The organism is Bradyrhizobium sp. WYCCWR15520 (genome assembly GCF_056174665.1).
The window spans coordinates 153,164-174,560 of the sequence record NZ_JBWBWM010000007.1 but is presented as its reverse complement, the minus strand read 5'-3'; the positions used below and the strand labels follow the sequence as shown (position 1 = coordinate 174,560).

At 62.8% G+C, this 21,397-nt stretch carries 25 protein-coding genes; 16 read left to right on the top strand and 9 right to left on the bottom strand.

Going from position 1 to position 21,397, the window contains the following annotated elements:
- Nucleotides 1-74: 74 nt before the first annotated feature.
- From AC0QUY_RS10435 to cynS, 4 genes are all read left to right on the top strand, one after another.
- The gene (locus AC0QUY_RS10435) at nt 75-1,457 is read left to right on the top strand and encodes a CmpA/NrtA family ABC transporter substrate-binding protein (RefSeq protein WP_475386764.1); all 1,383 of its coding nucleotides are present in this window, start codon (nt 75-77) and stop codon (nt 1,455-1,457) included.
- 160 nt (nt 1,458-1,617) lie between these two features.
- Nucleotides 1,618-2,457 (top strand): nitrate ABC transporter permease, encoded by an 840-nt coding sequence (ntrB, locus tag AC0QUY_RS10430; RefSeq protein ID WP_161853671.1) that lies wholly within the window; start codon nt 1,618-1,620, stop codon nt 2,455-2,457.
- A gap of 5 nt (nt 2,458-2,462) precedes the next feature.
- Nucleotides 2,463-3,389, top strand: a complete 927-nt coding sequence (locus tag AC0QUY_RS10425) for an ABC transporter ATP-binding protein (protein ID WP_161853672.1) — start codon at nt 2,463-2,465, stop codon at nt 3,387-3,389.
- A 65-nt stretch (nt 3,390-3,454) separates the two neighbouring features.
- The gene (gene cynS, locus AC0QUY_RS10420; RefSeq protein WP_057838855.1) at nt 3,455-3,943 is read left to right on the top strand and encodes a cyanase; all 489 of its coding nucleotides are present in this window, start codon (nt 3,455-3,457) and stop codon (nt 3,941-3,943) included.
- A 104-nt stretch (nt 3,944-4,047) separates the two neighbouring features.
- On the opposite strand, the gene AC0QUY_RS10415 is transcribed toward cynS, so the two are convergent.
- Entirely contained in the window at nt 4,048-4,860 is an 813-nt protein-coding gene (locus AC0QUY_RS10415; protein WP_161853673.1) for an isocitrate lyase/PEP mutase family protein, read from the bottom strand.
- 114 nt (nt 4,861-4,974) lie between these two features.
- Between AC0QUY_RS10415 and AC0QUY_RS10410 the strand changes: the two genes are divergently transcribed.
- Nucleotides 4,975-5,892 (top strand): LysR family transcriptional regulator, encoded by a 918-nt coding sequence (locus AC0QUY_RS10410; RefSeq protein ID WP_475386763.1) that lies wholly within the window; start codon nt 4,975-4,977, stop codon nt 5,890-5,892.
- 112 nt (nt 5,893-6,004) lie between these two features.
- Here the strand turns inward: AC0QUY_RS10410 and AC0QUY_RS10405 are convergent, their stop codons facing one another.
- The gene (locus AC0QUY_RS10405; RefSeq protein ID WP_161853675.1) at nt 6,005-6,328 is read right to left on the bottom strand and encodes a DUF1476 domain-containing protein; all 324 of its coding nucleotides are present in this window, start codon (nt 6,326-6,328) and stop codon (nt 6,005-6,007) included.
- A 317-nt stretch (nt 6,329-6,645) separates the two neighbouring features.
- Here AC0QUY_RS10405 and purC point away from each other — a divergent pair, with 317 nt between their 5' ends.
- The 6 genes from purC to AC0QUY_RS10375 all read left to right on the top strand — a co-directional run bounded on the left by purC (nt 6,646) and on the right by AC0QUY_RS10375 (nt 10,698).
- Nucleotides 6,646-7,413: a phosphoribosylaminoimidazolesuccinocarboxamide synthase gene (purC, locus tag AC0QUY_RS10400; protein ID WP_171708996.1), complete on the top strand. Its 768-nt coding sequence runs from the start codon at nt 6,646-6,648 to the stop codon at nt 7,411-7,413.
- Nucleotides 7,414-7,433: 20 nt separating this feature from the next.
- Complete coding sequence (purS, locus tag AC0QUY_RS10395; protein ID WP_161853676.1) at nt 7,434-7,673, top strand: phosphoribosylformylglycinamidine synthase subunit PurS; 240 nt, start codon at nt 7,434-7,436, stop codon at nt 7,671-7,673.
- Nucleotides 7,674-7,682: 9 nt separating this feature from the next.
- On the top strand, nt 7,683-8,384 hold the full coding sequence (gene purQ / locus AC0QUY_RS10390; RefSeq protein WP_475386762.1) for a phosphoribosylformylglycinamidine synthase subunit PurQ: 702 nt from the start codon (nt 7,683-7,685) through the stop codon (nt 8,382-8,384).
- 11 nt (nt 8,385-8,395) lie between these two features.
- Nucleotides 8,396-9,346, top strand: coding sequence for a tripartite tricarboxylate transporter substrate-binding protein (locus AC0QUY_RS10385; RefSeq protein WP_161856601.1), 951 nt, complete (start codon nt 8,396-8,398; stop codon nt 9,344-9,346).
- Between the two features lie 32 nt (nt 9,347-9,378).
- Complete coding sequence (locus tag AC0QUY_RS10380; protein ID WP_161853678.1) at nt 9,379-9,885, top strand: hypothetical protein; 507 nt, start codon at nt 9,379-9,381, stop codon at nt 9,883-9,885.
- Nucleotides 9,886-9,960: 75 nt separating this feature from the next.
- Entirely contained in the window at nt 9,961-10,698 is a 738-nt protein-coding gene (locus tag AC0QUY_RS10375) for a tetratricopeptide repeat protein (protein WP_161853679.1), read from the top strand.
- A 15-nt stretch (nt 10,699-10,713) separates the two neighbouring features.
- Here the strand turns inward: AC0QUY_RS10375 and AC0QUY_RS10370 are convergent, their stop codons facing one another.
- Complete coding sequence (locus tag AC0QUY_RS10370) at nt 10,714-11,655, bottom strand: DMT family transporter (protein WP_161853680.1); 942 nt, start codon at nt 11,653-11,655, stop codon at nt 10,714-10,716.
- Nucleotides 11,645-12,127 carry a PaaI family thioesterase gene (locus tag AC0QUY_RS10365; protein ID WP_475386761.1) on the bottom strand — a complete coding sequence of 161 codons (483 nt, stop codon included), beginning with the start codon at nt 12,125-12,127 and terminating at the stop codon, nt 11,645-11,647. Before AC0QUY_RS10365 ends, AC0QUY_RS10370 begins: the two co-directional genes overlap by 11 nt.
- A 161-nt stretch (nt 12,128-12,288) precedes the next feature.
- Here AC0QUY_RS10365 and purL point away from each other — a divergent pair, with 161 nt between their 5' ends.
- Complete coding sequence (purL, locus tag AC0QUY_RS10360; RefSeq protein ID WP_475386760.1) at nt 12,289-14,508, top strand: phosphoribosylformylglycinamidine synthase subunit PurL; 2,220 nt, start codon at nt 12,289-12,291, stop codon at nt 14,506-14,508.
- A gap of 108 nt (nt 14,509-14,616) precedes the next feature.
- Here the strand turns inward: purL and AC0QUY_RS10355 are convergent, their stop codons facing one another.
- Nucleotides 14,617-15,801 carry an acyltransferase family protein gene (locus AC0QUY_RS10355; protein WP_161853683.1) on the bottom strand — a complete coding sequence of 395 codons (1,185 nt, stop codon included), beginning with the start codon at nt 15,799-15,801 and terminating at the stop codon, nt 14,617-14,619.
- Nucleotides 15,802-15,995: 194 nt separating this feature from the next.
- Here AC0QUY_RS10355 and AC0QUY_RS10350 point away from each other — a divergent pair, with 194 nt between their 5' ends.
- Nucleotides 15,996-16,169 carry a DUF1328 domain-containing protein gene (locus tag AC0QUY_RS10350; RefSeq protein WP_082649994.1) on the top strand — a complete coding sequence of 58 codons (174 nt, stop codon included), beginning with the start codon at nt 15,996-15,998 and terminating at the stop codon, nt 16,167-16,169.
- Between the two features lie 58 nt (nt 16,170-16,227).
- Here the strand turns inward: AC0QUY_RS10350 and AC0QUY_RS10345 are convergent, their stop codons facing one another.
- Nucleotides 16,228-16,587, bottom strand: a complete 360-nt coding sequence (locus AC0QUY_RS10345; protein ID WP_161853684.1) for a DUF427 domain-containing protein — start codon at nt 16,585-16,587, stop codon at nt 16,228-16,230.
- 184 nt (nt 16,588-16,771) lie between these two features.
- On the opposite strand from AC0QUY_RS10345, the gene AC0QUY_RS10340 reads away from it, so the two are divergent.
- Both AC0QUY_RS10340 and AC0QUY_RS10335 read left to right on the top strand, forming a co-directional pair.
- Nucleotides 16,772-17,026 carry a BolA family protein gene (locus tag AC0QUY_RS10340; RefSeq protein ID WP_161853685.1) on the top strand — a complete coding sequence of 85 codons (255 nt, stop codon included), beginning with the start codon at nt 16,772-16,774 and terminating at the stop codon, nt 17,024-17,026.
- A gap of 27 nt (nt 17,027-17,053) precedes the next feature.
- A complete protein-coding gene (locus AC0QUY_RS10335; protein WP_475386759.1) occupies nt 17,054-18,232 on the top strand; it encodes a low temperature requirement protein A in 1,179 nt (392 codons plus the stop codon).
- Between the two features lie 22 nt (nt 18,233-18,254).
- On the opposite strand, the gene AC0QUY_RS10330 is transcribed toward AC0QUY_RS10335, so the two are convergent.
- The gene (locus AC0QUY_RS10330; protein WP_161853687.1) at nt 18,255-18,476 is read right to left on the bottom strand and encodes a hypothetical protein; all 222 of its coding nucleotides are present in this window, start codon (nt 18,474-18,476) and stop codon (nt 18,255-18,257) included.
- 278 nt (nt 18,477-18,754) lie between these two features.
- Here AC0QUY_RS10330 and AC0QUY_RS10325 point away from each other — a divergent pair, with 278 nt between their 5' ends.
- Complete coding sequence (locus tag AC0QUY_RS10325) at nt 18,755-19,054, top strand: hypothetical protein (RefSeq protein ID WP_161853688.1); 300 nt, start codon at nt 18,755-18,757, stop codon at nt 19,052-19,054.
- 22 nt (nt 19,055-19,076) lie between these two features.
- Here AC0QUY_RS10325 and egtD read toward each other — a convergent pair whose 3' ends face one another.
- Both egtD and egtB read right to left on the bottom strand, forming a co-directional pair.
- Nucleotides 19,077-20,048 carry an L-histidine N(alpha)-methyltransferase gene (gene egtD / locus AC0QUY_RS10320; RefSeq protein WP_161853689.1) on the bottom strand — a complete coding sequence of 324 codons (972 nt, stop codon included), beginning with the start codon at nt 20,046-20,048 and terminating at the stop codon, nt 19,077-19,079.
- Nucleotides 20,049-20,096: 48 nt separating this feature from the next.
- Nucleotides 20,097-21,347, bottom strand: coding sequence for an ergothioneine biosynthesis protein EgtB (egtB, locus tag AC0QUY_RS10315; protein ID WP_475386758.1), 1,251 nt, complete (start codon nt 21,345-21,347; stop codon nt 20,097-20,099).
- Nucleotides 21,348-21,397 lie beyond the last annotated feature (50 nt).

Genomic DNA, 21,397 nt, shown 5'->3' with positions numbered 1-21,397 from the left:
CAGCGCCATCGCCGCAAAGCGGGGCTGGCATATGCCTTGCTTAATTAGGGGGCAAACGTCGCGCAGGAGGGCTGATGTCTACCTTCGACAACCCATTCGATCCAAACCGTCGTCTTCATGCCGGTGGCTGCTCTTGCGGCCAGCATGTCAGCGAAGCCGATCATCAGGCCGCGCAACTGCAGGCCCAATCCGCCATCGAGAGCGAGCAGAAGCGCTACGAGGGTGTCGTCGCCTCCGCCGTGATGCGGGCGATGTTTCCGCAGGACGTTGCACGACGCGCATTTCTGAAATCGGTGGGCGCGGCAACCGCCGCGGCCGCGCTGTCGCAATTCTTCCCGCTCAAGACCGCGACCGAAGCGTTCGCGCAGGGCGGGCCGCTCGAGAAGAAAGACCTCAAGGTCGGCTTCATCCCGATCACCTGCGCCACGCCGATCATCATGGCGGCGCCGATGGGGTTTTATTCCAAGAACGGCTTGAACGTCGAAGTCATCAAGACCGCCGGCTGGGCGGTCATTCGCGACAAGACTCTCAACAAGGAATACGACGCCGCCCACATGCTGTCCCCGATGCCGCTCGCCATCACCATGGGCGCCGGCTCCAATCCGATCCCCTACACCATGCCGGCGGTCGAGAACATCAACGGGCAGGCGATCACGCTGTCGGTCAAGCACAAGGACAAGCGCGACCCGAAGAGCTGGAAGGGTTTCAAGTTCGCAGTGCCGTTCGACTATTCGATGCACAACTATCTGCTGCGCTACTATCTCGCGGAGCACGGCCTCGATCCCGATACCGACGTGCAGATCCGCGCGGTGCCGCCGCCGGAAATGGTCGCCAATCTGCGCGCCGACAATATCGACGGTTTTCTCGGGCCCGATCCGATGAACCAGCGTGCCGTGTTCGACGGCGCAGGCTTCATCCACATCCTGACCAAGGACATCTGGGAAGGGCACCCGTGCTGCGCCTTCGCCGCGTCGAAGGAATTCGTCACGACGATGCCGAATACCTATGGCGCCTTGCTCAAGTCGATCATCGAGGCGACTGCGTACGCGCACAAGGCGGAGAACCGCAAGGAGATCGCAAACGCGATCGCGCCGGCCAACTATCTGAACCAGCCGCCGATCGTGCTGGAGCAGATCTTGACCGGCACCTTCGCCGACGGTCTCGGCAACATCGTCACCCAGCCGAACCGCGTCGATTTCGATCCGTTCCCGTGGCAATCTTTCGCCGTCTGGATCATGACCCAGATGAAGCGCTGGGGTCAGATCAAGGGCGACATCGACTATGCCGGCATCGCCGCGCAGGTCTATCTCGCCACCGACGCCACAAGGCTGATGAAGGAAGCCGGGCTGACGCCGCCCACCACGACGACCAAGAGTTTTTCGGTGATGGGCAAGAATTTCGATCCCGCCAAGCCCGAGGAATATCTGAACAGCTTCAAGATCAGGAAGGCGTCGTGATGGGAAGCATCGCTCTTTCCTTACCTCGCCCCGCTTGCGGGGAGAGGTCGCCGCGCTCTTGCGCGGCGGGTGAGGGGGTACAGGTCTATCAATTGACACTAGCAGCGCGGAGAGCGCCCCTCATCCCGACTTTCTCCCCGCAAGCGGGGAGAAGGAGAAGATGACCTCATCCCTTCGCTTCCGCGCGGCCGTGGTCTCGATCGTGCTTTTAGCCGCGTTCCTCGGCATCTGGCATCTCGCCACGCGCCCGACGTCGGCCGCCACCAACATGTCGCCGGAATACGCCAAGCTGATGGGGCTGACGGCTACCCAGGGCAAATCGGCGATGCCGGGACCGCTCGATGTCGGCGCCAAATTGTGGGAGCATCTCAGGCAGCCGTTCTACGACAACGGGCCGAACGACAAAGGGCTCGGCATCCAGCTCGGCTATTCCATCGCGCGCGTCGGCCTCGGCTATCTGCTCGCCGTCATGGTCGCGATCCCGCTTGGCTTTCTGATCGGCATGTCGCCACTGATCAGCAAGGCACTCGATCCCTTCATCCAGGTGCTGAAACCGATCTCGCCGCTCGCCTGGATGCCACTCGCGCTCTACACCATCAAGGATTCTTCGATCTCCGCGATCTTCGTAATCTTCATCTGCTCGGTGTGGCCGATGCTGCTCAACACCGCATTCGGTGTCGCCTCGGTGCGGAAGGAATGGATCAACGTCGCGCGTACGCTGGAAGTCGGCACCGTCAGGCGCGCCTTCACCGTGATCCTGCCGGCCGCGGCGCCGACGATCCTCACGGGCATGCGGATCTCGATCGGCATCGCCTGGCTCGTGATCGTCGCGGCCGAGATGCTCGTCGGCGGCACCGGCATCGGTTACTTCGTCTGGAACGAGTGGAACAACCTCTCGATCACCAACGTCATCATCGCCATCCTGATGATCGGCATCGTCGGCATGCTGCTCGACCAGATCCTGGCGCGGTTCACGCGCATGGTCACCTTCCCGGAATAGCTGTCATGACCGACAAATTCATTTCCATCGAGGGCATCGCGCGGCGTTACCCGGCGGCAGGCGGCGGCGAGACCACGATCTTTGAGGATCTCTGGCTCTCGATGAACCGCGGCGAATTCGGCTGCGTGATCGGACATTCCGGCTGCGGCAAGACCACGGTCCTGAACATTCTTGCCGGACTCGACGAGCCGAGCGAAGGCGCCGTCATCGTCGATGGGCAGGCCATCGAAGGCACGAGCCTCGACCGCGCCGTGATCTTCCAGAGCCACGCGCTCTTGCCGTGGCGCACCGTGCTCGGCAACGTCGCCTATGCCGTCACCTCGAAATGGCGCAACTGGGACCGCGCCAAGGTGAAGGCGCATGCGCAGAAGTTCATCGACCTGGTCGGGCTGACCGGCTCCGAGCACAAGCGTCCGTCGGAATTGTCCGGCGGCATGAAGCAGCGCGTAGGCATTGCGCGCGCGCTCTCGATCACGCCAAAGATCATGCTGATGGACGAGCCGTTCTCGGCGCTGGACGCGCTGACACGCGGCACGCTGCAGGACGAGGTGCGGCGCATCTGCCTGGAGACCGGACAGACCGCGTTCATGATCACCCATGACGTGGATGAAGCGATCTATCTCGCCGACAAGATTTTTCTGATGACCAATGGTCCGGGCGCCGTGCTGGCCGAGATCGTGGAAAATCCGCTGCCAAAGGATCGCGGCCGCATCGATCTGCACCGCCATCCGCTGTACTACGCGCTGCGCAACCACATCGTCGATTTCCTGGTCAGCCGCAGCAAGACGTTTGCGTCAACGGTGACCGATCACGATCCCCGCAACGTGCCGGTCGTGCGGCCCGGCAAGCCGGAATTGGTGGTTGCCGCGGAGGCCGAGGATTCAACACAGGCGTCATGGCCGGGCCTGGCCCGGCCATCCACGTCTTCCTAGGCCCGCCAACAAGACGTGGATGCCCGGCACAAGGCCTGGCAAGACGAGTTAGAAGGAGACGGAGCATGAAGCGCGAAGACCTCACCGAAAAGCTGCTCGACATCAAGCGCGAGAAGGGCTGGAGCTGGAAACATATCTGCGAAAAGATCGGCGGCTATTCGGAAGTGCTGATCGTCGGCGCCATCATGGGCCAGATGAAACTGACAAAGCCGCAAGCAGCGAACGCCGGCGAGCTGTTCGGGCTGTCGAAATCGGAAGTCGCGATGCTCAACGAGGTGCCGATGCGCGGCACCGGCACGCCGATGCCGCCGACTGATCCCTTGATCTATCGCTTCTATGAAATGGTGATGGTCAACGGCCCGGCGTGGAAGGCGCTGATCGAGGAGGAATTCGGCGACGGCATCATGTCGGCGATCGATTTCGACATGGCGATCGACCGCGTCGCCAATCCGAAGGGCGACCGGGTCAAGATAACGATGTCCGGCAAATTCCTGCCGTACAAATATTACGGCGCCAGCGGGAATGTGCCGGAATACGGGTTCAAGGAGGAGTGATTCCCTCCGTCATTGCGAGGAGCGAAGCGACGAAGCAATCCATGCCTCCGCTTGTGGAGAGATGGATTGCTTCGCTTCGCTCGCAATGACTGGGAGAGACCGGATCATCCGAACGCCGCCCTGATTTCCCCAATCGGCGCCATCTCCCGCACAAAAGTGAACGCACCTCGCTCCTTCATCTCACGCGCGCATTTTAAGAACGCCGCCAGCGCGTAGCGCTCCATCGCGCCGCCGACGCTGATGCGCTTGACGCCGGCCTCGGAGAGTTGCGGAAGCGTCAGCGTCGGATCAGCAAATCCCATCACCAGGTTGAACGGCTTGCCGACCGACGACACTACGGTGCGGATCGTCTCGAGGTCGTACAGGCCGGGGGAATACAAAACATCCGCGCCGACCGTCTCGAACGCCTGCAGCCGCTTGATGGTGTCGTCGAGATCCTTGCGGCCGTGCAGGAAATTTTCGGCGCGCGCGGTCAGCGTGAACGGAAACGGCAGTTTGCGTGCCGCTTCGACCGCCGCCTGCACGCGTTCGACCGCGAGCGCAAAATCGTAGATGGGGTTGCGTGGATCGCCGGTCGAATCCTCGATCGAGCCGCCGACGCAGCCTACCTCCGCCGCGCGCGCGATCGCCTTTGCCGCGGTGTTCGGATCGTCGGCGCCGCAGTTTTCCAGGTCGGCGCTGACGGGGAGGTCGGTGGCGTCAGCGATCATCCGGCAGTTCTCGATGATGGCGTCGAGGCTGACGGTCCTGCTGCCAAGCGTGTTGGCGAGGCCGAGGCTCGTGGTCGCAAGCGCCTCGAAGCCCGTCGCGGTGAGCAGTTTCGCGGTGCCGGCGTCCCAGGGATTGGGAATGATGAATGCGCCGGGCCGCGCATGCAGCGCGCGAAACGCTTCGGCTTTTTCCATCTGACTTCGCATCGGGTGCTCCGCTTGGTTTTGTCGGTTCTGATGGCCACGAAACTAGCGGGCTATCGCCCATCAGCCAAATTTGTTATTTCTCTGGATATCATCAGCTTTTTGCATGAGGCGGACATGGACAGCGATGCGCTTCTCACCTTCCTGACCGTCCATCGCCGTGGCGGCATTTCGAGCGCGGCAAAGGCGCTGCACCGCTCGCAGCCGGCGATCTCGCGGCGCATTGCGCTGCTGGAACACGAGCTCGGCGTGCCGCTGTTCGAGCGGATTGCGAGCCGCACCATGCTAAGCGATGCGGGTCGGGTGCTGGTGCCCTACGCCGAGCGCGCCGTCGCCGCCGCGCAGGATGCGGAGAACGCAGTTCGCGCGCTGGCGCGGCCGAATTCCGGGCCGGTGGCGCTAGCCGTGGTCGGCACGCTCGCCGGCGGACGGCTGTCGGCGATCCTAAAACGCTTCGCCGCCGAACATCCCGAGGTCGAATTGAGCCTGCGCACGGCGACCAGCGCGGAAGTCAGCGACCTGATCCGGCGCGGAGAGGTGACCATCGGCCTGCGTTACGACCGTGACCGTTCGCGCGATCTCGACTGCGAATTGCTGTGCTCGGAGCGGCTGCAGGCGGTGTGCGCGCTGGATCATCCACGGGCCGGCCGCCGTGTCGCGAAGCTGGCCGATCTGCGCGGCGAGCGCTGGATTGCATTTCCGATCGTGCCGGGCAGGCGCGAGATTACCGCCGCGCATGTGTTTGCGCTATTTCAGACCCATGGATTGGGTGAAATCGAGTGGACGCCGGTCGACAGCCTGACCGCGCAGAAGCGTCTGGTGGAAGCCGGTCTCGGCATCGCCCTTTTGTCTGAGAGCAACGCCGCCGAGGAGCTGCGGCACAAGACGATCGCGACCATCGGCGTTGGCGATCTCAGGGCGAGCCACGATGTGGTGGCAGTAACGCGCCGCGGCGGCTTCTTGAGCGCGGCGGCGCGCCGGTTGCTGGAGGTCGTTCGGAAGGAGTATCGGGAGACGAAGGCGCTTAAACGTTAGCGCCGTCATTCCGGGATGGTCCGAAGGACCAGACCCGGAATCTCGGGATTCCCCGATGCGCAATTGCGCATCTGAGATCGCCGCTTCGCGTCGTCCGGAATGACGCTCAGCGTTAGGTTCCCGCCTTCACCTGGGCGGCGGCGGCCGCCATCAGCTCATCCATCTTGGCGCGCACTTCCGGCGCCGAAATGGCGACGCCCTTGGCGGCAAAATCCTTCACCACCTTGTCCTGGACGTCCCTGTCGCCGGCTTCCTCGAAATCGGCCGCGACCACCTCTTTGGAATAGGCGGTGGCGGCGTCGCCGGTCAGACCGAGCTTTTCGGCTGCCCAAAGACCGAGCAGCTTGTTGCGGCGCGCCTCAGCCTTGAACTTCTGCTCCTCGTCGAGGGCAAATTTCTTCTCAAAACCTTCTTCGCGCTTGTCAAAAGTGCTCATTCTTCGGTTCCAATCCCGGAAATGGTAAGCAAGGCCGCGTTGTCGTGGCCCGATCGCCTACCTAGATAGAGGGAGCGAATCGGTAAAACAACGGGCCGTTAGGCCGCAGGTAACCGGGATAAGTTGGCCTCAATCGGGCCGGGTCGATTGTGCTGGATGGGCCAATCGGATAGGTTGCCGGTAGGCGTGGTTCTCGTTCTGTTTCCGGTCGCTTGAGTTCGGGATCTTGCCTTCACGGCAGCTCCGTCGTGGTCACAAACCCTTGTCATCCGGAGCACACCAATTTCATGGATTTCAACAAAACACGGTACATCCCAATGAGCCGTCGACGCCGTATTTATGAGGGTAAGGCCAAGGTCCTGTATGAAGGCCCGGAGCCGGGAACCCTGATCCAGCACTTCAAGGATGATGCGACCGCGTTCAATGCCAAGAAACACCAGGTGATCGAGGGCAAGGGCGTCCTCAATAACCGGATTTCGGAGTACCTGTTTCAGCACCTCAACGACATCGGGGTGCCGACCCATTTCATCCGCCGCCTCAACATGCGCGAGCAGCTGATTCGCGAGGTCGAGATCGTGCCGCTGGAGGTGGTGGTGCGGAACGTCGCGGCGGGCTCGCTGTCGCAGCGCCTCGGCATCGAGGAGGGCACGCAGCTTCCGCGCTCGATCATCGAATTCTATTACAAGAACGACCAGCTCAACGATCCCATGGTGTCGGAAGAGCACATCACCGCGTTCGGCTGGGCCACACCGCAGGAAATCGACGACATCATGGCGCTCGCCATCCGCGTCAACGACTTCCTCACTGGGCTGTTTCTCGGCATCGGCATCCGTCTGGTCGATTTCAAGATGGAATGCGGCCGCCTGTTCGAGAACGAGATGATGCGGATCATCGTCGCCGACGAAATTTCGCCCGACTCTTGCCGGCTGTGGGACATCAAGTCGAACGAGAAGCTCGACAAGGACCGTTTCCGCCGCGACCTCGGTGGCTTGCTCGAAGCCTATACCGAAGTGGCGAAGCGTCTGGGCATTCTGATGGAGAACGAGCGCCCGGCCGGCACCGGCCCGGTGCTGGTGAAGAGCTGAGAAGAACTGGGGCAAGTCTCGTGAAGGCACGCGTTACCGTTACGTTGAAGTCGGGCATTCTCGATCCGCAGGGCAAGGCCATCGAAGGCGCGCTGAAGTCGCTCGGCGTCGACGGCATCGCCAGCGTCCGCCAGGGCAAGGTGTTCGACATCGAACTGTCAGGCGCCGACAGGGCCAAGGCCGAGGCGGCGCTGAAAGACGCCGCCGACAAGCTGCTGGCGAACACCGTTATCGAGAATTACCGGGTCGAACTTCTCTAGGCACTTTCCATGAAATCAGCCGTTCTCGTCTTTCCCGGAATCAACCGCGAGCGCGACATGGCGCGCGCGCTCAAGCTTGCCTCGGGTAATGAAGCCGCGATGGTCTGGCACGCGGAGACCGAACTGCCGAAGGGCACCGATCTGGTCGTCGTGCCAGGCGGGTTCTCGTACGGCGACTATCTGCGCTGCGGCGCGATTGCCGCGCGCGCGCCTGTCATGGACGCGGTGCGTAAACATGCGGCCGATGGGGGCCTGGTGCTCGGCGTCTGCAACGGCTTCCAGATCCTCTGCGAGGCGGGGCTGTTGCCCGGTGTGCTCATGCGTAATGCGCGGCTGAAATTCATCTGCAAGGACGTCCATCTGCGGGTCGAACGCTCCGACTCGCCGTTCACGCGGGGCTACAATGCCGGGCAGGTTATCCGTGTGCCGGTCGCCCATGGCGAGGGCAATTACGAGGCCGATGAAGAGACGGTGAAGCGGCTCGAGAGCGAGGGGCGGGTGCTCTATCGCTACTGCTCCGTCGACGGCGTCGTCGACGAGGAGTCCAACATCAACGGCGCGGCGGAATCGATCGCCGGCATCGTCAACGAGCGCGGCAATGTGCTCGGCATGATGCCGCACCCCGAGAACCACGTCGAAGACATCATGGGCTGCACCGACGGCCGCGGCCTGTTCGCAGGCCTTGCCGCGCATCTGGAAAAAGCCGCGTGAAGTTGTTCGCGATGCGCGTGTCAGCCGTCGTTGCGACGCTGCTGCTAGCCGTGCCGGCCCATGCGCAGGACTATCCGAAGCGTCCCGTCAGCATGATCGTGCCGTTCGCGGCCGGCGGCACCTCCGACGTGATTGCGCGCGTGGTGGCCGAGGAGATGAGCAAGTCGCTCGGGCAGCCGATCGTGATCGAGAATGTCGCTGGCGCCGGCGGCTCGACCGCGCTGTCGCGCGCCGCGCGCGCGGACGCCGACGGCTACACCATCGCGATCGGCAATGCCGGCACCAGTGCCGCGACCTACACGATCTATCCGAAACTGCCGTTTACGCCGGAATCCTTCGTGCCGATCGCGGTCGTTGCGAAGACCTTCGGCATCATCGCGCTGCGCAAGGATTTCCCGGCGAAGAACCTGCAGGATTTCATCGCCTATGCGAAGAAGAATCCCGGCAAGGTCAATCTCGGCCATGCCGGCGTCGGCTCCTCGAATTTCCTGATCTGCAAGAGCTTTGTGCAGGCCGCCGGCATCGAGGTCCAACTCGTCGGCTATCGCGGCGCGGCGCCGGCGCTGACGGACGCGATCGGCGGCCAGATCGACGGCGTCTGCGATTCCGCCGCCTCGGTGTCGCAGGCAATCGACGACAAACTGGTGAAAGGCATCGTCGTCGGCTCAACGGTGCGGCTTGCGACCTTGCCCGACCTGCCGACGTCGGCAGAAGCGGGACTTCCCGATTTTGAAGCACAGGGCTGGAACGGCCTGTTCGCGCCGAAGGGGACGCCGGCTGCGGTCATCGCGAAACTGAACGCCGCGGCGAAAGCCGCCGTCGAGAGCGAGGCGGTGAAGAAGCGCTTTCACGATCTCTCCACCGTCGCCCCCGACGCCCATGAGCACGCCAGCGAGGTGCTCGGGCAGTTGGTGACGCGCGACGTCGAGAAATACAGGAAGTTGCTGGAAGAGAAGAAATAGCCGCGACGACCATGTTAATAAAAAAGCCCCGCTTGAAGCGGGGCTTTTTGTTTTCTGCCTATCATCTGCCGGTCGGCGAGCCGGGTCCTGCCGGCGCGAGCGTCGAACCGCTGGGCGAGGGGTTGATGTGCGTGTTTCCCGACGGGTTCACCGCGCTGTTCCGCCCAGCAGCCGCACTGCCGGCGTCGTTGCTCATGCCGGTGCTCGGGTTCGTACCCGTCGCGCTGCCGGTGGTCGTTCCGCCGGTGGAAGATCCCGCCGTCGCGCCGCCGGTCGCCGTACCGCCCGTGCCCGAACCTCCGCCTGCGGAGCCGCCGCTCGACTGCGCGAATGCGAAACTGCTCGTGAAGACAAGCGCCGTCGCCAATCCGAGTGTTGCGAGTTTCATGATTGCTCCTTTTTGTTGCATCGGGAGCAAACGAGGTCCGCCAGCACAGCGTTCCTGCCTGCCAATCACAGTTCGTTGCTGTTCCGTCGACGTGGCTCGCGCGCCACAGGTGTGGAATCACAGCGATCTATTCGTGTCCATTCACAACTGAAGATTGTCTGATTGAACTTGCCGCGCTAACAAGGCCACTAAGGACCGTCTGCCCGGTTTGACTGGAATTGCCCACATGCCTGTTGCTATCGTTGTTTTGCTGCTCGACATCACCCTGATCTGGCACGCATCGAAGACCGGGCGCCTGCAGCCCTGGGCTTTCATCATCCTGATGATCCCCTTTGTCGGCGCGCTCGCCTACATCGTCGTCGAGCTGATCCCGGAATGGTTCGGCAGCCCGGGCGCGCAACAGGCGCGCAAGCGGATGGCTGATAGACTCGATCCGGAAAAGCGCTATCGTGAGCTGTGCGACCGGCTCACCGGCAGCGACACCATTGCGAACCGCGACGCGCTTGCGGCCGAATGCCTGAAGGTCGGGCGCTTCGATGAAGCCGAGCGGCACTACGATCACGTCCTCACGCTGCCGATGGGGCGCGAGCCGGCCTACGCGCTGGGCAAGGCGCAGGCGCAATTCGGTCTCACCCGTGCGGCGGATGTGCTCGCGACACTGGATGATCTGAAACAGCACTGGCCCGATTTCGAATCGGCCGACGGGCATCTGCTCTATGCCCGCGCCTTGGCCGAGGTCGGCCGCATCGACGAGGCGCTCGACGAATACCATGCGCTCGTCGCCTATTTTCCGGACGCCGAGGCCAAGGTGCGTTACGGCATGCTGCTGAGCATGGCGGGACGCACCGCCGAAGCCAGGATCGTGTTCAACGAATTGCTGCTCTCGATGCGGCGCGCGCCAAAATATCTGCGCGATGCCCAGGCGGAGTGGCTTGCGATCGCCGAAAAGCAATTGTCGGCGTGAGCACGCCGGCGGGGTTCATTCGTCCTTGTTCCCACGGAGGCGATCGATCCACTTGCGATAATGGCCGCGCGGGATGGTCATCGCGGCGACGCCCGTCATGACGAGCACGAGGCCGAGCGCAAGGTTCGCCGGTACGGCTTCGCCGAGCAGCAGCACCGAGAGGCCGACGCCGATCGGGATGCGCAAATAGCCCTGCGCGTTGGTGGTCAGCGTACCGAGCCGCGTCAGGCACATGTAGAACAGCATCAGCCCGAAGGCGCTGGACACGATCCCCATCGCGGCGGTGGCGACCAGCGCTTCAGTCGTCGGCCGCAAGGTCCAGGGATGATCGACGAGCAGCGCGAATGGCAATAGCACCGTGCCGCCGAACAGGAGCGAGCCCGCGGCCACCACCATGGGGTCGTAGTCCGTCAGCCGCAACCCGAAGATCGTGGCGCATGCGAACGAGATGGTGGCGATCAGGATGACGATCTCGGCCAGGATGTTGGCATCGAGCGCGGCGAGCGCGTCGAGGCCGATGATCACGGCCGTGCCGGCCAGCCCCAGAACGGCGCCGATCAGCTTCAGCAGCGTGGCCGGCTCATGCCGCGTGATGCCCCAGGTGATGAGAAACGCGAAGATCGGCGTCGTCGAGGCCAGCACCACCGTATTCGATGCCGGCACATATTGCTGCGCCCAGGTGATCAACAGAAACGGCAGTGTCGAATTGATGGTCTGTTGCTGCGCGAACAGCTTCCAGGCCTTGGCGTCCACGGGCATCCGCACGCTGCGCACGCGCAGGACCGCGAACAGAAAGGCTGCCGCAATCAAGGAGCGCGCCGAGATGAAGGTGATCGGCGGAATCGAGCCGAGGCCGATCTTGGTCAGCGGATAGGTCGAGCTCCAGCAGCACGCCAGCGCGAGCAGCAACGCATAGTCGCGCCAGCCGCGACGGGGCTGTGGCGCATCAGGTGGCAACGGCGTCCGTCGGCTTCTTCCATTTCACCCGCTTGATGGTGCCGGAGAAGGTGAACAGCGACCGTTCGCCGGATTTCAAGATGCCCCGCACGAAGATCAGCGAGCCGCCGGCGCGGGTGACCTCGCCCGTGCATTCGATCAGCTCGCCCTCGCGGGCGGCATCGAGGAACTCGGACGAAAACGACACAGTCACCCCCGGGCTCTGCAGCACCGAGCCGGCCAGCGCGAACAGGCAGTAATCGGCAAAGGTCATGAAGCAGCCGCCATGGACATTGCCGCCGCCGTTGAGGTGTTTTTTCGCGACCCGGAACGCGCAGGTGATGCGGCCGTTCTCGTCCATCCGGTGGTAGAACGGGCCGGCATGGGTCTCGAAATGGTCGCGTTTCCAGGTCCGCCAGCCCTTGAATTCGCCCTCGGTTTCGACGTGGAGATCGGGGCGGAGGTCGAATGCGGTCTTGGCGAGCTGGTTCACGAAATCTGGCCTTCAATTGTCGGTTTGGGTCCTTAAATCCGATCCATCCCCGCAGTGCAAATCCGCATCCCTGCGGCCAGCCGCCGCAAAGCTCTGGACAGGCCGAAAATGCCCCCTAAAAGGCCTTTTCGCCCCCGTTCGATCTACCTATTAAGGGACCCATGAACGCGCCCAAGAACGAGCCCCAGATCACCCCCGACCTCGTCGCCAGCCATGGTTTGAAGCCCGACGAGTATGAGCGCATCCTCAAGCTGATCGGGCGGGTGCCGACCTTCACCGAGCTCGGGATTTTCTCGGCCATGTGGAACGAGCACTGCTCGTACAAATCCTCCCGCATCCATCTACGGGGGCTGCCGACCAAGGCGCCGTGGGTGATCCAGGGCCCGGGCGAGAACGCCGGCGTGATCGACATCGGCGACGGGCAGGCGGTCGTCTTCAAGATGGAGAGCCACAACCACCCGAGCTACATCGAGCCCTATCAGGGCGCGACCACGGGCGTCGGCGGCATTTTGCGCGACGTCTTCACCATGGGCGCGCGGCCGATCGCCTGCCTCAATGCGCTCTCGTTCGGCGCGCCGGAACACCCGAAGACGCGGCACCTGGTGTCGGGCGTGGTCGCCGGCGTCGGCGGCTACGGCAACTCCTTCGGCGTGCCGACGGTCGGCGGGCAGGTGCGTTTTCACACCCGCTATGACGGCAACATCCTGGTCAACGCGATGGCGGTTGGGCTGGCCGAATCCAGCAAGATCTTCTATGCGGCGGCCTCCGGCGTGAACATGCCGATCGTCTATCTGGGCTCCAAGACCGGCCGCGACGGCATTCACGGCGCCTCGATGGCCTCAGCCGAGTTCGACGACAATTCCGAGGAGAAGCGCCCGACCGTGCAGGTCGGCGATCCCTTCGCCGAAAAGTTGCTGTTAGAGGCTTGCCTCGAGATCATGGAAAAGGGTTGCGTCATCGCAATCCAGGACATGGGCGCGGCGGGGCTGACATGCTCGGCGGTCGAGATGGGCGCCAAGGGCGACCTCGGCGTCGAGCTCGATCTCAACGCAGTGCCGACGCGCGAAACCGGCATGAGCGCCTACGAGATGATGCTCTCGGAGAGCCAGGAGCGCATGCTTATGGTGCTCAAGCCCGAGAAGGAAAAAGAGGCCGAGGCGATCTTCACGAAGTGGGGATTGGACTTTGCCGTCGTCGGCTACACCACGCCGACCAAGCGCTTCGTGGTCAAACATGGCGGCGATGTCATGGCCGACCTGCCGATCAAGGAACTCGGCGACGAGGCGCCGGTCTATGACAGGCCACATGTCCCGTCCGTGGCACTGCCGGTCGTGCAGGCGCGCGAGGTCAAGGCGCCGATCGGAATTATGCCGGCGCTGGAGAAGCTGGTCGCAACGCCCGAGCTGTGCTCGAAGCGCTGGGTGTGGGAGCAGTACGACCACGTCATTTTGGGCAATACCGTGCAGCGCCCTGGCGGCGACGCCGCCGTGGTGCGGGTCGAGGACGGGCCGAAGGGGCTCGCGCTCACCGTCGATGTGACGCCGCGCTATTGCGAGGCCGACCCGTTCGAGGGCGGCAAGCAGGCGGTGGCGGAAGCCTGGCGCAACATCACCGCGGTCGGCGGCCGGCCGCTCGCGATCACCGACAATCTCAATTTTGGCAATCCGGAACGGCCCGAGATCATGGGCCAGTTCGTCGGCTGCCTGAAAGGTATTTCGGAAGCCTGCAGCGCGCTCGACTTTCCGGTCGTCTCCGGCAACGTCTCGCTCTACAACGAGACCAATGGCCGCGGCATCCTGCCGACGCCGTCGATCGGCGGCGTCGGCCTGCTCGACGACTTCACCAAGTCCGCCTCGCTGGCGTTCAAGGCCGATGGCGACGCGATCCTGTTGATCGGCGACACGCAAGGCTGGCTCGGTCAGTCCGTGTACCTGCGCGACGTCTGCGGCCGCGAGGAGGGCGCGCCTCCGCCGGTCGATCTCGCTGCCGAAAAGCGCAATGGCGACGTGGTGCGCGGCATGATCCATGCCGGCACGGCCACGGCCGTGCATGACGTCTCCGACGGCGGGCTGTTGATTGCGCTGGCCGAGATGGCCATTGCCAGCGGTATCGGCGCGCAGCTATTGGCCGCGCCAGCCTCGACCGTGCCGCACGCCTACTGGTTCGGCGAGGATCAGGCGCGCTACATCGTCACCGTGCCGGCGGCAGACGCCGGCCTCGTACTGGCGAAGATGAAGGGCGCGGGCGTGCCATGCGCGCGGATCGGCACCACGGGCGGCGATGCGATCGCGGTTGCGGGCGAGGGGCAGGTGGCGGTGAGTGCGCTGAAGTCGGCGTTCGAGCACTGGCTGCCCGCCTATATGAGCGGCAAGGCGGCGTAGGTTCGCACCGTCATTGCGAGCGAAGCGAAGCAATCCATCTTTCCCCGTGTTGAGGTGTGGATTGCTTCGCTGCGCTCGCAATGACGCTGCGAGGCCAGTGTCGCTTCGCTATAACACCTTGCTCGCCCCGGGGATCTGCCGCAACGCGCGCGTCAGCGCCCAGCTGAACGCGACCGTCAGCACGAATCCGACCGTCGCCTTCACGATCGCCGGCAGGTCGTAGTCGAACAGCCAGTATTGCAGCCAAAGCGCGATCGGATAATGCACCAGGAACATGCCGTAGGCGTCCGACTGCATCGGATCGAGCAGCTTGGCCGAGCCTGATTGCCTGAACCTTTGGAAAAAGGCCAGGATCAGAAACATGATGGCCACGCTAAAGACAGTGAAGCAGATGGCATAGAGCGCTTCATACCAATCCGGCAACGGCGACGGATTGCCCAGTATTTCGCGCTTGATGAAGATCAGCACCCACAGCAAGCAATACGGAACGATCGCCAGCACCATCCAGTCCCAGCTGACCTTCGCCATCCGGCCGTCTGCAGAGAGCAGCCCGCGATCCATTTGCGCAACGCCGATGCCGGCGCCGAAAAAGAAGTAGCTCGCATAGAGCATCACGCGCCCGTGCTGGACCGAGAACGGCCCGAACTCAAACCAACTGCTATGTCCGTAGTGAACCAGCCCGGGAATATAGAATGCAGCGGTGACAGCAAGCATGACCGCGAAGAACACTGCGGGTCGGCGACGGCCATGCAGCGAGAGCCGGTTGATCGGATCGAGCAAGTTGGGTGACAGCCGATACAGGATGCAGGCCACCACGTCGAAACTGAGCAGGACCCAAAGGAACCAGATCGGCCCGCTCGGCCACGGGCCTTTCGTGATCATATTCCACCAGTATTCCGAAAAGCCGATCTCGGGATGGTGCCGCAGTGAGATGGCGTAATAGGCCAGCGGAATGACCGTGAAGGCGCAGATCACGAAGGGTAAGCCAAGTCGAATCAGGCGATCTGCCAAATAGCTCGCCGGTCCTTTGCGGGCGATACCAGACCAGGCGAACAGTCCCGACAGGAAGAAGAACATCGCCATGAAGAAGCTGTCAGTGGCGAGCACGATCATGTCGAAGCCGAAGAAGTGCGTCGGATCGGTATGACCGAAATAGGTATAGGGGATGACGGCGTGGTGGAGCAGCACCACCAGCGTCAGGAAGGTGCGGGCGCGATCCAGCGAAAGGTTTCGCGATTTGGCTTTGGGCACGGCGCTGACGTCGGCATGCCCCACGGTGGAAATCGATGTCATGCAGGCCTCCCGGCCAGGCTAGATAGTCAAATGTTGCAGCGGGGAACCCGATTCAGCAAGGCCCAATCGGGCGCTGACGAACCGCTCTTCCACACGAGGTTGCTTCGGAACCGGCAGCGCAACCCGCCGTTAAAACCGGTGAATTTGAGTTAAGGGGGCACCATTGGCGTGGCCCAGAGGTCCCGGAGCAAGCAATGACAATTCTCAAATGGGCGCTGATCTTCTTTCTGGTGTCGATCGTCGCCGGCCTTCTCGGCTTCACCGGCATTTCGGCGGCTTCCGCCGACATCGCCCGCTTCCTGTTCTATGTCTTCGTCGCAATCTTCCTGGTGCTCCTGATCCTCGGGCTTACGATATTCAGAGCGTAGCTACGCACGCCGGACATTCCGGTTTCGATGCATCGTCCCGGATGACGCCGTCTCTGCCTTACCCCACTTCCTCGATCGTCACCTTGTCGGGGTAGAACGCCAGATGGCCCGCGATTTCGGCCATGGCCGGGAAGGGCGTCTCATAGGTCCAGATCGAATTTTCGATGCGGTTGCCGTTGGCATTGATGCTGAAATAGTTCGCATCCCCCTTGTAGGGGCAGTGCGTGGTCCGCTCGGTGCGGGCGAGCAGCGCCATATTGGCGTCCTCGCGCGGCACATATTGCACTGCCGGATAGCTGGCTTCCTTGAGGGTCAGCGCATGGGTGGTATCGGCGATGACCACGCCGCCCGCCGAGACCCGGACGCGCCTGGGATTTGCCGTTATCGTGATCGGATGGTCGGGACCGGGCAATTTCATGGTTTTTAGCCTCTTTTTAGGTCAGCCCGATGTGAGCGGGCGCGACCGGATCTCGCGGTGTCAAACCGTTCGGCCGGGAATATAGTGGCGGCAGGCGTGACCTAGAAGAGCGTACGCGCTAGGTTTGGCCGTCACGGTCGCGCGAGCCGGCCGTGATTCGAAACACCTGACGGAGACATGCTGGATGCCGATGGACGCCCACGATATCGAATCGATGATCAAGGCAGCTATCCCCGATGCCGAGGTGACGATCCGCGATCTCGCAGGCGATGGCGACCACTACGCCGCGACCGTGATCTCGGAATCCTTCCGCGGCAAGTCGCGCGTGCAGCAGCATCAGATCGTGTATCAGTCGCTCAAGGGCCAGATGGGCGGCGTGCTGCACGCGCTGGCGCTGCAGACCGGGGTACCTGCCGGACCCGGAGTGCCGGAGCGCTAGTCCGCGACCAGCCACGCAGGGGCACCAATGACGAACGATCCGCACGGCGCGATGTTTCGCGTGATCGTGCCGCACCAGCACAACCGCGTCACCTATGCGGAGCTGTTCTTCGACCTCGTTTTCGTCTTTGCCGTTACCCAGATCTCGCACACGCTGCTCGCGCATTTCACCCTTCTCGGCGCGCTGCAGGTCACGCTGCTTTTTCTGGCAGTGTGGTGGGTCTGGGTTTTTACATCCTGGATTACCAACTGGCTCAATCCCGAGAAGACTCCGGTCCGGCTCCTGCTGTTTGCAATGATGCTGGGCGGGCTGGTGCTGTCGACATCGATCCCGAAGGCGTTTGACGAGCGCGGCCTGTGGTTCGCCATCGCCTATGCGACGATGCAGGTCGGCAAGACGATATTTCTGTGGCTGTCGACGCCGGTGTCGCGCCCGCGCATCAGGATGAATGCCATCCGGATCGCCGCCTGGCTCTCGACGTCAGCCATCTTCTGGATCGCCGGCGGGATTGCCGAAGGTCAGTCGCGCATGGCGCTATGGGCCGTTGCGCTCGCCATCGAATATATTTCGCCGGCGGTGCGGTTCTGGATTCCGCGCTATGGCGCGTCATCGGTCGCGGACTGGATGATCGAAGGCGGCCACATGGCCGAGCGTTGCGCGCTCTTCATCATCATCGCGCTCGGCGAATCCGTCGTCGTCATCGGCGCGACTTTCGCAGAACTCACTTGGACGAGCGAAAACGTTCTGGCGTTCGTCTCGGCCTTGCTCGGCAGCATCGCGATGTGGTGGATCTATTTCCACATCGGCGCCGAGGCCGCCTCCGAAGAGCTTTCAAAATCGAGCGAGCCGGGCAGGCTGGCGCGGCTCGCCTATACCTATCTGCACATGCCGATCGTGGCCGGCATCATCGTCGCGGCGGTGGCCGATGAGCTGGTGCTGAAGCACCCGGGTGGTCATTCCGATCTGAAGACGGTGACGAGCGCGATCGGCGGTCCCTTGCTGTTTCTGTTTGGGACCGTCCTGTTCAAGTACAGTTTTCGCGGCTTTCTTCAGCTCTCGCACGGCGCCGGCATCATCGCACTCTGCGCGATTGCGTGGTTTGCCGGCGAGCTTTCGCCGCTGATGCTATCCATCCTGACCACCGCAGTCCTGATCGTCGTTGCGATGTGGGAAACGATGTCGCTGCGATCGGGACAGGCCGAATAGCGCCTTCAATCCAGCCTTGAATTCAATCAAACCTTGGCCGCTTGACCGGGATCAGTTGCGGCGAGTTATGCTGATCGACGACGTTCTTGAGCACGAGCGTTGAGAGCTGGACGACGAGCGCCCGAAGCCGTGCATTTTCCTCGATAAGCGCCACCCGCTCCGTGTCGGCTTCGTCGTCCCAGTCCGTATCATTGTGAGCCGATCCGGCACTGTGGCTGCTGGACGCTGGATATGCATTGGCCATGACTGAAATCCCCTGACACGAACTCACCCCGAGCCATGCTACTGGGAAAGATACGGCTGAGTCCGCGTCAAAAATTGGACCTTTCGAAGGGGAAACGAGAGCGTAGATGGACCCTTTTGCGGGCGGGGCGATAAAGATGAATACTTGTTAAGAAGTTTGGTTATAGTGAGGTTCGGCAAAGGTGTGGGGACGCGCGGCGGCGTATGCACCTTTCCATCTAACCTTGACCAGCGCGATCACTCAGTGCCCACGGGGTACCGTGGTGGGAATACGCGCCTATGAAACAGAGCGAAGCAAGAGTACGGATCATTCAAGAGTGGGACCGCTGGATATTGACGCAGGCGATCGAGCCGGACGGACCGACTGGAAAAGACTCATTGAAGTTCTTTCACGAACTGCAGGACGCAGGATCACCGCTATTGGATTTCCAATCACGCGGACAGGACAAGTGGCGGATCATTCATGCATGGCTCTTGGGAGCGGACCGATTGTCCGATGATTGGATATCCGTCGCGCCCCGGATTGCGCCGACACGCAGGTTCCGGCCGGAGCGCAAGCGATCGGTCTGCAAGACGTGAACTGCAAAATCCGCAGCCAGCCTCAGTCTGAGGCCACCAGCGCGTGAACCGAAAACATCTCGTCCCGGTCGGTCCAGGATTCCCGCACCGACCAGCCTGATTCGCGCGCCAAGGCGGTGAAGCGGTCGAGGCTGTATTTATAGCTCGACTCGGTGTGGATGCTCTCGCCCGGACGGAATGAAAAATTCCGTCCCAGGATGCGCACGCTCTGCGCTTTCTTGGAAATCAAATGCATCTCGATGCGATGGCGCTCGCGGTTATAGACCGAGCGGTGCATGAACGCGGATACGTCGAAATTGCCGCCGAGCTCGCGGTTGATGCGGACCAGGACGTTGAGATTGAATTTCGCGGTGACGCCGGCGGCATCGTTATAGGCGTCGTAGAGCACACGCTCGTTCTTCTCGAGGTCGACGCCGATGATCATCTGCGCGCCTTTGCCCAGAATGTCGCGCGCGCTGCGCAGGAAGGCACGCGCCTCGTGCGGCTCGAAATTGCCGAGCGTCGATCCCGGAAAGAAACCGACCTTGGGCATGCCTTCAATCTCGGGCGGCAGGGCAAACGGCGCAGTGAAATCGGCGGCCACCGGATGCACGGCGAGATCGGGAAAATCCCTGCGCAAGCCGCCGGCCTGCGCGGTCAGGAAGTCGCCGGAGATATCGACCGGGACATAGGCGGAAAAATCGCAGCGCTCCAGCAGCAGCCGGACCTTGGTGGTGGCGCCGGCGCCGAACTCTACCAGGGCTGCGCCCTTCGGAATGATGGCGGCGATCTCGTCGCCGTGGCCGCGCAGGATGCCGAGTTCGGTCCGGGTCGGGTAATATTCCGGCAGCACGGTGATCTGCTCGAACAACTCGGAGCCTGCGGCGTCGTAGAAATATTTCGGCGACAGGCGTTTTGGAAACTGCGAGAGGTCGCCGATCACGTCGCCGGCAAAGGCGGAGGTCTGCTCATCGAACTGATACGTCTGGGCCAAAGCGGCGGCGCGCACATTCATGATACTCTCCTGAACGCGCTTTCCGGCGCGCATTGATGATCGAAAACATCAGGCGTAGTCGGCGAGGCGTAACCCCGTGAATTGCCAGCGGTGATGTGGGTAGAAGAAGTTGCGGTAGGTGATACGGCTGTGGCCGGGCGGAGTTGCAAGCGAGGAGCCGCGCAGCACCAGCTGATTGACCATGAACTTGCCGTTGTATTCGCCGAGCGCACCCTCGATGGCGCGGTAACCGGGGTAGGGGGCGTAAGCGCTGCGGGTCCACTGCCAGACGATGCCGAAGGCATCGTTGAGCTGACCGGCGCGGGCGGCGACTTCCCATTCCATCTCGGTCGGCAGATGCCGGCCGGCCCAGCGAGCGAACGCATCCGCCTCGTAATAGCTGACATGGCTGACCGGGGCGGTGGGGTCGATCGGCTGCAAGCCGCCAAGCGTCATGATCCGCCATTCGCCGCCAGTCTGGCGCCAGTGGCCGGGCGCCTGCCAGCCCTCGTTGGTCGCGGCGGCAAAGCCGTCCATCAGCCACAGCGTGGCCGTGGCGTAGCCGCCGTCCTGCATGAAGGCCAGCCACTCGGCATTGGTCACGAGGTTGCGGGCGAGCCGGACCGGACCGACGAGAGCGCGGTGCGCGGGCTTTTCATTGTCGAAATGGAAGCTGTCGTCGCTGTGCCCGACGGTGTGGATGCCCTCGTTGAGGGTGACCCATTCCTCCGCCGAGCGGCGCGATGCCGGGAAGCGCCATGCCGGGTCATAGGCCGGCGGGATCGGGTTCTGGGCAAAGGCGTGCAGGATGTCGGTCAGCATCAATTCCTGATGCTGCTGCTCGTGGTTGAGGCCGACCTCGACCAGCGGGACGAGCCTGGCGAGGCGCTCCTCGCCGGCCATCTGGAAGAATTTGATCACGGCGGCGTCGACATGGCGGCGATAGGCGGTGACCTCGTCCGCGCTCGGGCGGGTCAGATGGCCGCGCTGGTGACGGGCGTGCCGCGGGCCGGCGCTGACATAGTAGGAATTGAACAGAAATGCGTAGTCGGGATGAAAGGGCTGGTAGCCCTCGCAGTGCTCGCCCAGCAGGAATTGCTCGAAGAACCAGGTAGTATGGGCGCGATGCCACTTGGCCGGACTGGCGTCCGGCATGGACTGGATGAGCTGGTCCTCGGGGCTCAGGGGCGCGGCGCGGCGCTCGGTTTCGCCGCGGACGGCCAGATAGGCTTCCACCAAATTCTGGGCGAGGGTGCCTGAATCGTAGAAAAGTGACGAGGTAGGGCTGGCAAACGACGCTGCGGATACTGGTTTCGTCACAGGTGTCTCCGGTGAGCGGGGAGAACGTTAGTCTGGCAAACTGGTTCCCC

What these genes read in the sequence shown, in the direction of transcription:
- AC0QUY_RS10410 (WP_475386763.1), top strand. Translation starts at nt 4,975, where the DNA reads ATGGACAGCGATGCGCTTCTCACCTTCCTGACCGTCCATCGCCGTGGC.
- ntrB (WP_161853671.1), top strand. Translation starts at nt 1,618, where the DNA reads ATGACCTCATCCCTTCGCTTCCGCGCGGCCGTGGTCTCGATCGTGCTT.
- AC0QUY_RS10355 (WP_161853683.1), bottom strand. Translation starts at nt 15,801, where the DNA reads ATGACATCGATTTCCACCGTGGGGCATGCCGACGTCAGCGCCGTGCCC.
- AC0QUY_RS10325 (WP_161853688.1), top strand. Translation starts at nt 18,755, where the DNA reads ATGAAACAGAGCGAAGCAAGAGTACGGATCATTCAAGAGTGGGACCGC.
- egtD (WP_161853689.1), bottom strand. Translation starts at nt 20,048, where the DNA reads ATGAATGTGCGCGCCGCCGCTTTGGCCCAGACGTATCAGTTCGATGAG.
- AC0QUY_RS10330 (WP_161853687.1), bottom strand. Translation starts at nt 18,476, where the DNA reads ATGGCCAATGCATATCCAGCGTCCAGCAGCCACAGTGCCGGATCGGCT.
- AC0QUY_RS10415 (WP_161853673.1), bottom strand. Translation starts at nt 4,860, where the DNA reads ATGCGAAGTCAGATGGAAAAAGCCGAAGCGTTTCGCGCGCTGCATGCG.
- AC0QUY_RS10340 (WP_161853685.1), top strand. Translation starts at nt 16,772, where the DNA reads ATGCCGATGGACGCCCACGATATCGAATCGATGATCAAGGCAGCTATC.
- purQ (WP_475386762.1), top strand. Translation starts at nt 7,683, where the DNA reads ATGAAATCAGCCGTTCTCGTCTTTCCCGGAATCAACCGCGAGCGCGAC.
- purC (WP_171708996.1), top strand. Translation starts at nt 6,646, where the DNA reads ATGAGCCGTCGACGCCGTATTTATGAGGGTAAGGCCAAGGTCCTGTAT.
- AC0QUY_RS10405 (WP_161853675.1), bottom strand. Translation starts at nt 6,328, where the DNA reads ATGAGCACTTTTGACAAGCGCGAAGAAGGTTTTGAGAAGAAATTTGCC.
- cynS (WP_057838855.1), top strand. Translation starts at nt 3,455, where the DNA reads ATGAAGCGCGAAGACCTCACCGAAAAGCTGCTCGACATCAAGCGCGAG.
- AC0QUY_RS10385 (WP_161856601.1), top strand. Translation starts at nt 8,396, where the DNA reads ATGCGCGTGTCAGCCGTCGTTGCGACGCTGCTGCTAGCCGTGCCGGCC.
- AC0QUY_RS10345 (WP_161853684.1), bottom strand. Translation starts at nt 16,587, where the DNA reads ATGAAATTGCCCGGTCCCGACCATCCGATCACGATAACGGCAAATCCC.
- purL (WP_475386760.1), top strand. Translation starts at nt 12,289, where the DNA reads ATGAACGCGCCCAAGAACGAGCCCCAGATCACCCCCGACCTCGTCGCC.
- AC0QUY_RS10375 (WP_161853679.1), top strand. Translation starts at nt 9,961, where the DNA reads ATGCCTGTTGCTATCGTTGTTTTGCTGCTCGACATCACCCTGATCTGG.
- AC0QUY_RS10425 (WP_161853672.1), top strand. Translation starts at nt 2,463, where the DNA reads ATGACCGACAAATTCATTTCCATCGAGGGCATCGCGCGGCGTTACCCG.
- AC0QUY_RS10335 (WP_475386759.1), top strand. Translation starts at nt 17,054, where the DNA reads ATGACGAACGATCCGCACGGCGCGATGTTTCGCGTGATCGTGCCGCAC.
- AC0QUY_RS10435 (WP_475386764.1), top strand. Translation starts at nt 75, where the DNA reads ATGTCTACCTTCGACAACCCATTCGATCCAAACCGTCGTCTTCATGCC.
- AC0QUY_RS10350 (WP_082649994.1), top strand. Translation starts at nt 15,996, where the DNA reads ATGACAATTCTCAAATGGGCGCTGATCTTCTTTCTGGTGTCGATCGTC.